We start from the raw sequence: 13,143 nt of genomic DNA, 5'->3' as shown, positions 1-13,143 counted from the left end.
ACCGCGTTTTCGCGCCTGTCGGGCGGGCGGTCAGCCGAGGTGGCCCCAGAGGAAGGTGAGGGTACGGCGCCAGGCGATCCGGGCCTGCAGGGGGTCGTAGGTGCCGAGCAGGTTCTCGTCGTTCATGAAGGCGTGTCCGGCCGGGTAGAAGTGGAACTCGGGCCGGACGTCGGTGGCCTCGCCGATCCGGATCGCGGCCTCGTCCACGGCCTCCATCGGGATCGAGCCGTCCAGTTCGCCGAAGTGGCCGAGGACGTGCGCGGTCAGGCCGCGGTAGTCGAAGTCCGGGTCGGGCGGGAGGCCGTAGAAGGGCACCGCGGCGGCCACCTTGTCGCCGGCCCGGGCGGCCAGCAGCAGGGCGAAGCCGCCGCCCATGCAGAAGCCGACCACCCCGACCGCGTCGCCCACCACGCCGTCCAGCGCGAGCAGGTGGTCGACGGCTCCGGAGAGGTCCTCGACCGCCCGCTCGACCGGGAGTTCGCGTTTGAGCCGGGCCGCCTCGACGCGGTCGTGGGTGGTCGCGCCGCCGAACAGGTCGGGGGCGAGGACCGTGAAGCCCTCGGCGGCGAGGGCGTCGGCCGTCGCGGCGACGTGCGAGGTGAGCCCCCACCACTCCTGCACCACCACCAGGCCGGGACCGGCGCCCTGCGGCGGGCGGGCCAGGTACCCGTGCGCGGTACGGCCGTTGCTCGGGAAGGTGACGTTCTGCCGGGAGCCGCGCTGGTCAGGCATGGCTTCCTCTCGATGGGTCGGGCCGCGTGCGGCGGGGGTTCGGTGGGGCGGGCCGCGCGCGGCGGAGGTCCGGTCGGTCGGGCCGGGTCAGCCCATCTCCTCCAGGGCGCGGCCCTTGGTCTCCTTGATGCAGAAGGCCACGAACGGGATGGAGAGCAGCGCGAAGGCCGCGTAGATGACGTACGTCGCCGAGAGGTTCCAGTCGGCGAGGTCCGGGAAGCTGACGGTGATCGCCCAGTTGGCGATCCACTGGGCGGAGGCGGCGACGGAGAGGGCGAGCGCGCGGATCCGGTTGGGGAACATCTCGCCGAGCAGCACCCAGACCACGACGCCCCAGGAGAACGCGAAGCAGAGCACGAAGACGTGTGCGGCGACCAGGGCGACGGTGGCGTGGGTGTTGTCCAGGGTCGCGCTGTCACCGGTGCCGTGCCGGTACGAGAACGCCCAGGCGGCGGTGGACAGCGCGACCGCCATGCCGATCGAGCCGGCCAGGGCGAGCGGCTTGCGGCCGATCCGGTCCACCAGGGCCATCGCGATCACCGTGCCGATCACGTTGATGATCGAGGTGGAGAGGCTGATCAGCAGGGAGTTGGACTCGTTGATGCCGACCGACTGCCAGAGGAAGGACGAGTAGTAGAAGATCACGTTGATGCCGACGAACTGCTGGAACGCCGAGGCGCCGATGCCCACCCAGACGATCGGCAGCAGGCCGAAGCGGCCGCCGAGCAGGTCCTTCAGCCGGGGCTTGCGGGCGGACTGCAGCACCGAGCGGATCTCGGCGACCCGGGCGTCGAGGTCCACGTCCTCGCCCTCGACCTCCACCAGCACCTTGCGGGCCTGCGCCTCCCGGTGGTCGGCGATCAGGAAGCGCGGCGACTCCGGGATGGCGAGCGCCATCAGCCCGTACACCAGGGCCGGGACGGTCTCGACGCCGAGCATCCACTGCCAGGCCTGGACACCGCCGAGGTGACCGGTGGACTCGCCGCCCGCGGCCTGGTTGAGCGCCCAGTTGGCGAGCTGGGAGACGGTGATGCCGAGCACGATCGCCATCTGCTGGAAGGAGGCGAGCCGGCCGCGGTAGGCGGTCGGCGCGACCTCGGCGATGTAGGTGGGCGCGATCACCGAGGCGATGCCGATCGCGACGCCGCCGACCACGCGCCAGGCGGCGAGGGTCTCGATGTTCGGCGGGAACATCGAGCCGATGCCGCTGGCCGCGAACAGCGCGGCGGCCAGCAGCATCGTGCGCACCCGGCCGAGGTGGTCGGCGAGCCGGCCGGCGGCCACCGCGCCGGCCGCCGAGCCCAGCAGGGCGATCGCCACCACGAAGGCGGTGGTGCCGTGGCCCACCGCGAAGTGCTTCTGGATGCCCGTCACCGCACCGTTGATCACCGCGCTGTCGTAGCCGAACAGGAAGCCGCCCATGGCGGCGGCCGCCGAGATGAACACCACGTGGCCGAGGTGGGCCTCTCCGGACGCCCGTTGGCTGTTGAGTGTGGACACGCGCGCTCCCCGGGGTGGACGGGCCCGCTCTGACGGAGAGTGGGCAGGGCTCGTCTCACATTCGATCAGCGCCGGGGCCGACCCGCGCGTGTTGTGGGCCGACCGGGTGCGGCCGGGTCAGTCGGCGGCGCGCGGTGCGGTGGTGCGCTGTTCGGTGGTGCGCGGTCCGGTCGTGCGCGGTGTGGTGCCGCGCCGCTGGTGCCGTCGGAGCAACTGGGTACGGGCGGCGCCGTACTGGTCGCGGCCGCGGCCACCGTCGTCCGCGCGCTCGGCGAGGCGATCGGCCAGCGCGGCCTGCGACTCGGCGGGCTTCTTGTCGTCGTACTTGAACTTCGCCCGCACCTCGTCCACCGTCAGCCGCAGCCCGCGCAGTCCGGGCAGCAGCCGGGCGAACTCGCCCTCGCCGGGCACCACGCGGACCTCCGGCGTCTCCGGCTGGAAGTGCGCCAGCTGGCGGTTGAGGATCTCCGCCTTGGCGGCGGCGGACTCCACCACCTCGGCGGTGCAGTGGAAGTGGACCGAGGCGTAGTAGCTGGTCGGCGTGCCCGGTGCGCCGCGCCAGTGGCCCGGGGCAAAGGCGTAGCCGTCGGTGACCGCGAGGGTGACCTTCGGGTCGGCCCGGACGGCGGCCAGCAGCGGGTTGGGCGCGGCGAGGTGGAGCAGGATCTCGCCGCGATCGGCGTCCAGCAGGAAGTGCGTCGGGACGAGCACCGGGCCCTCGCCCGGGCCTCCGTTGGCGGCGAGCAGGCCGAAGTCGCGGCCCTCGGCCAGCCAGGCGCGCCACTCGTCCTCGTCCCCGCGGTCCCAGGACCTGATCAGCATCGGTGTGTCCTCCCGTCAGCGGGGGTAGCGGCGCAGGTGCGCGGGGAGCGGGACGGTGGTGCCGGGGTGCGGCTCGGGGGTGCCGTGCACGGTGGTGACCGGGATCAGGCCGGACCAGTGCGGGAGGTCGACGTCCTCGGGGTCGTCGTCGGCGCCGTCCTCGCGGGTCTTGGCCGAGACCTCGTCGAGCTCCAGCCGCAGGACGGCGGTGGCGGCGAGCTCCTTGGGGTTGGCCGGACGGACCTCGGCGGAGCGGCCGGGGACCGCGTGGTCGACCAGGGCCGCCAGTGCGACGTCCAGCTCCTCGGGGTCGGTGACCTGGTACGCGGTGCCGTGGGCGACGACCGAGCGGAAGTTCACCGAGTGGTTGAACGCGGACTTGGTCAGCACCAGCGCGTCGACCTGGGTGACGGTGACGCAGACCGGCATCCCCTGCTCGCCGGAGGCGCCGCGCATCGGACGGCTGCCGGTGGAACCGTGGACGTAGAGCCGGCTGCCGACCCGGGCGTAGATCGTCGGCAGGACCACGGGGGCGCCGTCGGCGACGAAGCCGAGGTGGCAGATGTAGGCGCTGTCGAGGATGGCGTGGATCGCCTCCCGCTCCCAGGTGGCCCGGTCCTTGTACCGGGTGGGCGTGGTCCTGGGGGTGCGGGAGTAGCTCGGCGAACCTTCCGTGGTGTCTGACATGACATCCTCTATGTACTAGTGCATAATTTGCTTTGTGCTAGGAGAGTATCCGCTGAAAGGGCGACGCGCCAGCGAAATCGCGGCGCACATCGAACAGGGCGTGAGCAGCGGACTGCTCGCCCCCGGAACCGCGCTGCCCCCGCTGCGCGACCTCGCCGCCGAACTCGGCGTCAACCCCAACACCGTCGCCGCCGCCTACCGGCTGCTGCGCGACCGCGGCGTGATCGAGACGGCCGGCCGCAAGGGCAGCCGGATCCTGCCCAGACCCGCGCTCACCCCGCGCGACCAGATCCGCGTCCCCGTCCCCCCGTACGCCCGGGACCTCTCCGCCGGGAACCCCGACCCGGCGCTGCTGCCCGACCTCGGCCCGGCCCTCGCGGCGGCCGCCGAAGCCGCCCGCGCCGAGCCGGTGCTGTACGGGCACCCGGTCGGCGACCCCGTCCTGCTCGGGCTCGCCCGCGCCGCCTTCGAGGCCGACGGCCTGCCCGGCGGCCCGATCGCCGTCGCCTCCGGCGCGCTCGACACCATCGAACGCCTCCTCGGCGCCCGGCTGCGCCCCGGCGACGCGGTGGCCGTCGAGGACCCGGGCTGGGGCAGCCTGTTCGACCTGCTGCCGGCGATGGGTCTCAAGTGCCTGCCCTTCCGGCTGGACGACGAGGGCCCGCTGCCGGACTCCCTCGCGGCGGCGCTGGGCGAGGGCGCCCGGGCCGTGGTGATCACCAGCCGGGCGCAGAACCCGACCGGGGCGGCGCTCACCGCGGGCCGGGCCGAGCGGCTCAGGGCCGTCCTGGCCGAGCACCCCGGGGTGCTGCTGATCGAGGACGACCACGGGCGCGGCATGGTCGACCAGCCGTACCACCCGCTGGTCGGCGCCGGCTCCCGGCACTGGGCGGTGGTCCGCTCGCCCGCCAAGGCGTACGGGCCGGACCTGCGGGTCTCGGTGGCCGTCGGCGACGCGGAGACGATCGGGCGGGTGACCGGACGGCTGCGGCTGGGCGCCGGCTGGGTCAGCCACCTGCTGCAGCGCACCGTCGCCGAGCTGTGGCGCGCCGACGCGGCGCCCGCCGAGCGGGTGGCCGCCGCCTACCGGGCCCGGCGGGACGCGCTGCTCGGCGAGCTGGCGGCGCGCGGCATCGAGGCGCACGGGGAGAGCGGGCTCAACGTCTGGGTGCCGGTGCCGGACGAGACCTCGGCACTGGCCGCGCTGGTGCAGCGCGGCTGGGTCGCGGCACCCGGTGCCCGGTACCGGATCCAGTCGCCGCCCGGACTGCGGTTCACCGTGGCCCGGCTGGAGTCGGCGCAGGCCAGGGAGTTGGCGGAGGACCTGGCGGCGGTGCTGGGAGCGGGCGGGGACGGCTCCCGGCTGGTGTGAGCGGAGCGGCCGGTGGGGTGGATGAGGCGGGTGTGAACCAGGGGCGGCATCCGGTCGTCGGTTGCCGGTCTGGTCTGAACCCGGCGGTAACAAAAGCGGAAACCTGCTGCAGATACCTAGCGGTAACCAACGAGGGCATGTCATCTTCATCGCGCCACCGGCCGGCGGCCCACCCTCACCTGAGCGTCTTCCCGTTCCCCATCCCACGGGGAGACCGAGCCGCAGGAGTTCCGCAGTGCCCGAAAACCGTTCGAGCATCACCCGCAGCACGCCTCGACTCGGCCGACGGCTGCTCACCGCAGCCCTCGCCCTCCCGCTCACCGTCGCCGGCCTGGCCGTCGCCGCACCGGCCTACGCCGCACCGGTCGCACCGACCGCCGCGCCCACCGGCCCCACCGCCAGCGTCACGCTCGGCGACAGCTACATCTCCGGCGAGGCGGGCCGCTGGAAGGGCAACTCCGCCGGCACCAGCGGCAACCGCAACGGCTCCGACCGCGCCTGGACCGGCAGTTCGTACGACCCCTCGCGGGTCTACGGCGCCACCGCGTCGAGCGGCTGTGACCGCTCGGACGTCGCCGAGGTGCTCAGCGCCTCGACCGGGGCCCAGAACGAGATCAACCTGGCCTGCTCCGGCGCCGTCACCGCGAACGTCTTCCGCGCCTCCAACGGCGGCCAGTCGTACAAGGGCGAAGCCCCGCAGGCCGACCAACTCGCCACCGTGGCACGGCAGAACAACGTCAAGCTGATCACCCTGTCGATCGGCGGCAACGACCTCGGCTTCTCGGACGTCATCTCCACCTGCGTGCAGGACTACCTGATCTGGTACTCCTACTGCCACAACTCCGCGCAGTCCCAGATCGACGACAAGCTGCCCACCGCGATGGCCGGCGTCGGCAAGGCCATCGACGAGGTCCGCGCGGTGATGGCCGACGCCGGCTACGCGCAGTCGGACTACCGTCTGGTCCTGCAGTCCTACCCGTCGCCGATCCCGCGCAGCGCCGAGATGCGCTACCCGGAGAGCGGCTGGACCCGCTCCAACACCGGCGGCTGCCCGTTCTGGGACGGCGACGCCGACTGGGCCCGCGACACGATGGTGCCGCAGATCTCCCAGGCGCTCGCGGGCGTCGCCTCCGCCAAGGGCGCGCAGTTCCTCGACCTGTCGGACATGCTGCAGGGCCGCGAGGTCTGCTCCACGGCCACCAAGCAGCCGACCACGACCACCGGACCGTCCGCGACCACCAGCGAGTGGGCGCGCTTCCTGGACGGCGGGCTCAACTCCACCCAGGGCGCGCTGCAGGAGTCGATGCACCCCAACTACTACGGCCAGCAGGCGGTCGGGCGCTGCCTGACGCTGCTGTGGGCCCGCCCCGGCGGTGACTACAGCTGCCGCAACACGGCCGGGCAGGACGCGAGCGGGATGTACCTCACCGCGCGCTGACCGCACACCTCGGCGCCCCCCGCGACAGTGTCAGCGGGGGGCGCCGGGGACGTTCAGTGCTCGGCTCAGCCCTTGGCGAGCAGGGACTGGGCGTGCGCCTTCACCTGATCCTTCGTCAGATAGGCGTCGGTGTACTCGAAGTCGCGCAGCCGGGCGGGCTGACGGGCGAGGAAGCCGGTGCGGACGAAGTCGTCCCCGGCGGTCGCGTTCAGCAGCCAGTTGGTACCCACCCGGAACTTCGCCACATTGGTGCGCATCGCCATCAGGTGGTAGCCGCGCGCCACCAGCTGGGCGGGCACCCCGCGCAGCTCCACCCCGAGCGGCTTGGACACCGCGTCCTTGCCGCCGAGGTCGACCACCAGGCCCAAGTCCTTGTGGTAGTACGGCTCCAGCGGCTGGTTGCGGAGCGAGGCGATCACGTTGTCCGCCACCACGCGGCCCTGCCGGGCGGAGTGCTGGGCGGTCGGCGGGCAGACCGCGCCGTCGCCCTTCGCGAGGTCGGGCACGGCGGCGGCGTCGCCGAGCGCGAACACGCCCTCGAACTGCGGCACCCGCATCTCCGCCGTCACGGCCAGCCGGCCGCGGACCGTCTCGGCGTCCAGGGTGCCGATCAGCGGACTCGCGGCCACCCCGGCGGTCCAGATCAGCGTGCGGCAGGGGATCACCCGGCCGTCGGTGAACTTCACCGACTCGGCACCGACTTCGGCCACCGAGACACCCAGCGACACCTCGATGCCGCGCGCCCGCAGCACCTCCAGGGCCGCCTCGCCCAGCGGATCGCCGAGCTCCGGCATCAGCTTCGGGGCGATGTCGATCAGGTGCCACTTGATCTGCTTGGCGTCCAGCCGCGGGTAACGGAGCGCGGCGGCCGTCGTCAGGCGCTGCAGGCAGGCGGCTGTCTCGGTGCCCGCGTAGCCGCCGCCGACCACCACGAACTGGAGCCGGGACTCGCGCTCCCGCTGGTCCAGGGTGGCCGAGGCGAGGTCGAGTTGGGCGATCACGTGGTCACGGACGTAGGCCGCCTCGGCGAGCGTCTTCATGCCACGGGCGTAGTCGGTGAGGCCCGGGATGTCGAAGGTGCGGGTCACGCTGCCCGGGGCGAGGACGAGGATGTCGTACTTCTGCGCGACCACCTCGTCGGTGATCTTGCGGACCACGCACACCTTGGAGGACGGGTCCACGCCGATGGCACCGCCGGGGACGATGTGGGTGCGGCGCAGCGAGCGGCGCAGGGAGACCGCCACGGACTGCGGGGTGAGGACGCCTGCGGCGACGTGGGGGAGGAGGGGGAGGTAGAGCTGGTAGCTGAACGGCGTGACCAGGGAGATCTCGGCCTCCGAGGGTGACAGCTTGCGTTCGAGGCGGCGGGCGCACTCCAGTCCGGCGAAGCCACCGCCCACGATCAGGATCCGAGATCGTTCCATCGCTCATCCCTTTGCCGTGAAGGTCCCCATTACTGTCCGCCACATTCGCACGGAGCAGCGGGTGCTGCCACCGGGGTGGGGCGGACGAGGGAGGTGGGGAGGGGCGGTCGAGTGGTGGGGGGAGGAGAGGGGAGACACCGATAGGCTGGGGGCGTGCTACCCGAGGTGACGGCGATCCGCTACGTGACGCCACTGCGAGAAGGCGGCTCGATGCCGGGCCTGGTCGAGGCCGATGACCGGCGGCTGTACGCGCTGAAATGGGTCGGTGCGGCGCAGGGGCGCAAGGCCCTGGTCGCGGAGGTGCTGGCGGGAGAGCTGGGGCGGCGGCTCGGGCTGCCGGTGCCGGAGCTGGTGACCGTCGACCTGGACCCGGTGCTCGCGCGCAGCGAGCCGGACCACCAGGTCCAGGACCAGATGCGGGCCAGCGGCGGGACCAACCTCGGCATGGCCTTCGTCAGCGGCGCGCTCAACTTCGACCCGCTCTGCTTCGAGGTGGACCCGGAGCTCGCGGGCCGGGTGCTCTGGTTCGACGCGCTGATCGGCAACGTGGACCGGTCCTGGCGCAACCCCAACCTGCTGGTGGCGACCGGCGGGCTGCGGCTGATCGACCACGGCGCGAGCCTGATCTTCCACCACAACTGGCCGGGCGCCGCCGCCTGGGCGCGCCGCCCGTACGACGCCTCCGACCATGCGCTGCTGCGGGCCCGGCCGGACGTGGCGGCCGCCGACAAGGAGCTGGCGCCGCTCGCGGAGTCGGTGATCGAGGCGGCCGTGGCGCAGATTCCCGAGGTCTGGCTGGTGGACGAGTTCGGCTTCGACTCGCCCGACGAGGTGCGCGCCGCGTACCGTGCCCAGTTGACCGAGCGACTGGCCGGTCCGCGTGACTGGCTGCCGGAGGTGCCCGCATGAGTGAGTCGTCGTCCGTGCTGCCGGCGGTCGTCGAGCTGCACGACTACGAGTACGCCGTGATCCGCGCCGTGCCGAGGGTCGAGCGCGGTGAGTGCGTCAACGTCGGGGTGCTGCTGTACTGCCGGCAGAGTTCGCACCTGGCGGCGCGCACCCACCTGGACCAGGCCCGGTTGCTGGCGCTGGACCCGGTGGTGGACGTGCAGGGGGTGCGGCGGGCGCTGCACGGGATCGAGGCGGTCTGCCTGGGCGGCCCGCAGGCCGGTCCGGCGGCGGGGGACAGCCCCGGGCAGCGGTTCCGCTGGCTGACCGCGCCGCGCAGTGCGATCGTCCAGCCGGGGCCGGTGCACACCGGGCTGACCGCGGACCCGGACGCGGAGCTGCGGCGGCTGTTCGACCAGCTGGTGCTCTGAGCCGACTGCAGCCGGTGCTCTGAGTCGACTGCCGGGCGTGGTCCGCCGACGGTTGCCGTGGTCAAATCTTGAGTTACTGAAGCACCTGGTCGTACCCTGGCCCCATGGGTTCGACAGCGACGACGACCGTCCCGACCAACGCCGAGTTGATGGAGGTGTTGGCCGCCGTGGGCGCCGCGTACTTCCAGGACTTCGCGGCAGCCGCGGCCCGGCACGGCCTCTCCTCCTCCCAGGCCAAGGCGCTGGGCGCGGTGCAGGAGCCGGTGCCGATGCGCGCGCTCGCCGGGCGGCTGGGCTGCGACGCGTCGAACGTCACCGGGATCGTGGACCGGCTGGAGTCGCTGGGCCTGGCCAACCGGGCGGCGGCGGCCGGTGACCGCCGGGTGAAGATCGTGGTGATCACGGCCGAGGGTCGGGAGATCCTCAACCGCATCCGCGGCGAGATGGCCCGCACCCACCAGGCCTTCGAGGCGATGACCGACGAGCAGCGGATCGCCCTGCACTCGATCTGCGCGCAGGTCCTGCCGGTGCTGGCCGGCCGGACGGGCGGCGCGCAGTAGCGCCATGGCTCTACGGGCGTAGCGCGTCGGTGGCTGCGAGGGCCGTGACCTCGGCTGTTAGGCTTGCGAAGCGTGAGCGCGAAGCCCCAGATCCCCAATGTCCTGGCCTCCCGGTACGCCTCGGCGACCCTGGCCCAGCTCTGGTCCCCCGAGCACAAGGTGGTCCTCGAGCGCCACCTGTGGCTCGCCGTCCTGAAGGCCCAGCAGGACCTCGGCGTCGAGGTTCCGGCGACCGCCGTCGCCGACTACGAGCGGGTGATCGACCAGGTCGACCTCGGCTCGATCGCCGCCCGTGAGCGGGTCACCCGCCACGACGTGAAGGCCCGGATCGAGGAGTTCAGCGACCTCGCCGGCCACGAGCAGATCCACAAGGGGATGACCTCCCGGGATCTGACCGAGAACGTCGAGCAGCTGCAGATCCGCCAGTCGCTGGAGCACGTGCGCGACCGTACGGTGGCCGTGCTGGTCCGCCTGGCGAAGCTGTCCGCCCAGCACTCCGAGCTGGTCATGGCCGGCCGCTCGCACAACGTGGCCGCGCAGGCCACCACCCTGGGCAAGCGCTTCGCGTCGATCACCGACGAGCTGCTGGTCGCCTTCCGCCGCCTGGAGGAGCTGATCGCCCGCTACCCGCTGCGCGGGATCAAGGGCCCGGTCGGCACGGCCCAGGACATGCTGGACCTGCTCGGTGGCGACACCGACAAGCTGGCCGAGCTGGAGCGCCGGGTGGCCTCGCACCTCGGCTTCGACAACGTGCTGACCAGCGTCGGCCAGGTCTACCCGCGCTCGCTGGACTTCGAGGTGCTCACCGCCCTCGTCCAGCTGGCCGCCGCGCCGTCCAGCCTCGCCAAGACCATCCGCCTGATGGCCGGCCACGAGCTGGTCACGGAGGGCTTCAAGGAGGGCCAGGTCGGCTCCTCCGCGATGCCGCACAAGATGAACACCCGCTCCTGCGAGCGCGTCAACGGCCTGGCCGTCATCCTGCGGGGCTACGCCTCGATGACCGGCGAGCTGGCCGGCGACCAGTGGAACGAGGGCGACGTCTCCTGCTCGGTCGTGCGCCGGGTCGCGCTGCCGGACGCCTTCTTCGCCTTCGACGGCCTGCTGGAGACCTTCCTGACCGTCCTCGACGAGTTCGGCGCCTTCCCCGCCGTGATCGAGGCCGAGCTGGACCGCTACCTGCCGTTCCTCGCCACCACCAAGGTGCTGATGGGCGCGGTGCGCGCGGGCGTCGGCCGGGAGACCGGGCACGAGGTCATCAAGGAGCACGCCGTCGCCTCCGCGCTGGCGATGCGCGCCGGCGCCCGGGAGAACGAGCTGCTGGACCGGCTGGCCGCCGACGAGCGGATCCCGCTGGACCGGGCCGCGCTGGACGCGCTGCTGGCCGACAGGCTCTCCTTCACCGGCGCGGCCGGCGCCCAGGTCGCCGAGGTGGTCCGCCTGGTGGAGGCCGTCGCGGCCGCCTACCCGGAGGCCGCCAAGTACGCGCCGGGCGACATCCTCTAGGAAGACGCCGTCCGCTGACGGACAGTCAGCTCTTCGAGGGCCCCGCCGCCGTTCCGGTGGCGGGGCCCTCGTGCGTGTGAATGTGGCCCGGGTCGAGCGGCGGGGTGGTGCCGCAGCACCACTCGGTGTCCGGCTCGGCCACCGGGTGGTCCTCGGGGGTGAGGACGTTGCCCCGGACGGCGGCGAAGGCGATGAGCCCGCCTGCCGTCAGCAGCCCGGCGCAGATCAGCATCGCGATGTGGAAGGCGTGGTCCACGGCGGAGGGCACCCGGTAGGCGTCGCCGCTCAGGCCCGCCAGCGCCGGGAGGGCGGCGACGGCCAGCAGACCGGCCGCGCGCGCGGCGGCGTTGTTGACCCCGCTGGCGATGCCCGCGTGCCGGACCTCGACGGCCGCCAGCACGGTCGCGGTCAGCGGCGCCACCAGGAGGGTCATGCCGCAGCCCATGACGGTGACGGCGGGCAGCACGTCCGCCCAGTAGGAGGAGCCCGCACCGGCGCGCAGCATGAGCAGCACCCCGGCGGCGCAGAGCAGCGGGCCGATCGTCAGCGGGATCCGCGGGCCGATCCGCTTGCCGAGGCGCGCGGCGCGCGAGGACAGCGCGAGCATCAGCACGGTGATCGGCACCAGGGCGAGGCCGGACACCAGCGGGGAGAAGCCGGCGACGATCTGCAGCTGCACGACCAGCAGGAAGAACACGCCGCTGAACGCCGCGTAGACGCAGAGGGTGACCAGGTTCACGGCGGTGAACAGCCGGGAGGAGAACAGGCCGAGCGGCAGCATCGGCTCGGGGGCCCGGCGCTCGACGACGATGAAGGCGGCACCGATGGCCAGTCCGAGCACGCCGCTGACCCAGACCGTGGCGGACACGCCCTCACCGGCGGCGGTCAGGGCGTAGGTGATCGCGCCGAGCGCGAGCGCGGCGAGCACCGCGCCGAGCACGTCGAAGCGGCCGGAGGCGCCCTCGTCCCGGCTCTCCGGGACGTACCGGGTGGCGACGGCGATCACGGCGGCGGCGAGCGGCAGGTTCAGCAGGAAGATCCAGCGCCAGCCGGGGCCGTCCACCAGCCAGCCGCCGAGGAAGGGGCCGACCGCCGCCGACACCCCGCCGAGGCCGGACCAGAGGCCGACGGCCGCCGAGCGGTCGTCAGGGTGGAAGACCGCCTGGAGCATGGCGAGGGAACCGGGGGTGAGCAGCGCCCCGCCGATGCCCTGGACGGCCCGGGCGGCGACCAGCACGTGGATGTCCGGCGCGGCGGCGCAGGCCGCGGACGCGACGGCGAACCAGACCACGCCGATCAGGAAGACCCGGCGCCGCCCGTACCGGTCGCCGAGCGCGCCGCCGAGCAGGATCAGGCCCGCCAGGGTGAGCAGATAGGCGTTCAGGGTCCATTGCAGCGACGCCAGGGAGGCGCCGAGGTCGGCGCCGATCCGGGGCAGGGCGACGTTCACCACGGTGCCGTCGAGCATCGCCATGCTGGAGCCGAGCACCGTCGCCAGTAGTACCCAGCGACCCTGCGCGGTGCCCAGGCGCAGGGTGCCGGCCTCGGAGGTGGCCACGGCTCGATCCTCCGCCCCGCGGGGCGTACGTGACAAGGGTCACCGGTGGGTGTGTCGGGGGTGGCGGTGCGTGAGCGGACGGCAGCGCAGTGCCGACGACTTCGGCGCAGGGTCGTGGATCAGTGGCGCGGCGTAAATGGATTGTGTACGCACCGTACAGCGGATCATTCGGAGGGTGACCGGCGCAGGGGGGATGGTTGCCCGTTCAAGAGATCGACATTGCTTCAC

Annotated in this window: 12 protein-coding genes; 6 read left to right on the top strand and 6 right to left on the bottom strand. The window is 73.0% G+C overall.

Annotated elements, in window-relative coordinates; genetic code table 11:
* Positions 1–30: 30 nt before the first annotated feature.
* The 4 genes from ACYP53_RS35585 to ACYP53_RS35570 form a co-directional block, all read right to left on the bottom strand.
* Positions 31–732 carry a dienelactone hydrolase family protein gene (locus ACYP53_RS35585; protein ID WP_459650491.1) on the bottom strand — a complete coding sequence of 234 codons (702 nt, stop codon included), beginning with the start codon at positions 730–732 and terminating at the stop codon, positions 31–33.
* A gap of 87 nt (positions 733–819) precedes the next feature.
* Positions 820–2,232 (bottom strand): sugar porter family MFS transporter, encoded by a 1,413-nt coding sequence (locus ACYP53_RS35580; protein WP_229928694.1) that lies wholly within the window; start codon positions 2,230–2,232, stop codon positions 820–822.
* 117 nt (positions 2,233–2,349) lie between these two features.
* Positions 2,350–3,054 carry an FMN-binding negative transcriptional regulator gene (locus ACYP53_RS35575; protein ID WP_189917369.1) on the bottom strand — a complete coding sequence of 235 codons (705 nt, stop codon included), beginning with the start codon at positions 3,052–3,054 and terminating at the stop codon, positions 2,350–2,352.
* Positions 3,055–3,069: 15 nt separating this feature from the next.
* Positions 3,070–3,741, bottom strand: a complete 672-nt coding sequence (locus ACYP53_RS35570; RefSeq protein ID WP_189917371.1) for a pyridoxamine 5'-phosphate oxidase family protein — start codon at positions 3,739–3,741, stop codon at positions 3,070–3,072.
* Between the two features lie 34 nt (positions 3,742–3,775).
* Between ACYP53_RS35570 and ACYP53_RS35565 the strand changes: the two genes are divergently transcribed.
* Positions 3,776–5,113, top strand: a complete 1,338-nt coding sequence (locus tag ACYP53_RS35565; protein ID WP_459650490.1) for an aminotransferase class I/II-fold pyridoxal phosphate-dependent enzyme — start codon at positions 3,776–3,778, stop codon at positions 5,111–5,113.
* Between the two features lie 235 nt (positions 5,114–5,348).
* The gene (locus ACYP53_RS35560; protein WP_459650489.1) at positions 5,349–6,551 is read left to right on the top strand and encodes a GDSL-type esterase/lipase family protein; all 1,203 of its coding nucleotides are present in this window, start codon (positions 5,349–5,351) and stop codon (positions 6,549–6,551) included.
* A 65-nt stretch (positions 6,552–6,616) separates the two neighbouring features.
* Here the strand turns inward: ACYP53_RS35560 and ACYP53_RS35555 are convergent, their stop codons facing one another.
* Positions 6,617–7,975 (bottom strand): NAD(P)/FAD-dependent oxidoreductase, encoded by a 1,359-nt coding sequence (locus ACYP53_RS35555; RefSeq protein ID WP_189917375.1) that lies wholly within the window; start codon positions 7,973–7,975, stop codon positions 6,617–6,619.
* Positions 7,976–8,128: 153 nt separating this feature from the next.
* On the opposite strand from ACYP53_RS35555, the gene ACYP53_RS35550 reads away from it, so the two are divergent.
* The 4 genes from ACYP53_RS35550 (at position 8,129) to purB (ending at position 11,357) form a co-directional block, all read left to right on the top strand.
* Positions 8,129–8,884: a HipA family kinase gene (locus ACYP53_RS35550; RefSeq protein ID WP_459650488.1), complete on the top strand. Its 756-nt coding sequence runs from the start codon at positions 8,129–8,131 to the stop codon at positions 8,882–8,884.
* Entirely contained in the window at positions 8,881–9,294 is a 414-nt protein-coding gene (locus ACYP53_RS35545; protein WP_189917379.1) for a DUF3037 domain-containing protein, read from the top strand. Before ACYP53_RS35550 ends, ACYP53_RS35545 begins: the two co-directional genes overlap by 4 nt.
* A gap of 104 nt (positions 9,295–9,398) precedes the next feature.
* On the top strand, positions 9,399–9,854 hold the full coding sequence (locus tag ACYP53_RS35540; protein ID WP_189917380.1) for a MarR family winged helix-turn-helix transcriptional regulator: 456 nt from the start codon (positions 9,399–9,401) through the stop codon (positions 9,852–9,854).
* Between the two features lie 63 nt (positions 9,855–9,917).
* Entirely contained in the window at positions 9,918–11,357 is a 1,440-nt protein-coding gene (purB, locus tag ACYP53_RS35535) for an adenylosuccinate lyase (protein WP_229928696.1), read from the top strand.
* A 25-nt stretch (positions 11,358–11,382) separates the two neighbouring features.
* On the opposite strand, the gene ACYP53_RS35530 is transcribed toward purB, so the two are convergent.
* Positions 11,383–12,915, bottom strand: a complete 1,533-nt coding sequence (locus tag ACYP53_RS35530; protein WP_459650487.1) for an MFS transporter — start codon at positions 12,913–12,915, stop codon at positions 11,383–11,385.
* Between the last annotated feature and the right edge of the window lie 228 nt (positions 12,916–13,143).

The sequence above is a fragment of the Kitasatospora sp. Ki12 genome (assembly GCF_054601375.1).
This window is presented reverse-complemented; position numbering and strand designations above follow the sequence as displayed.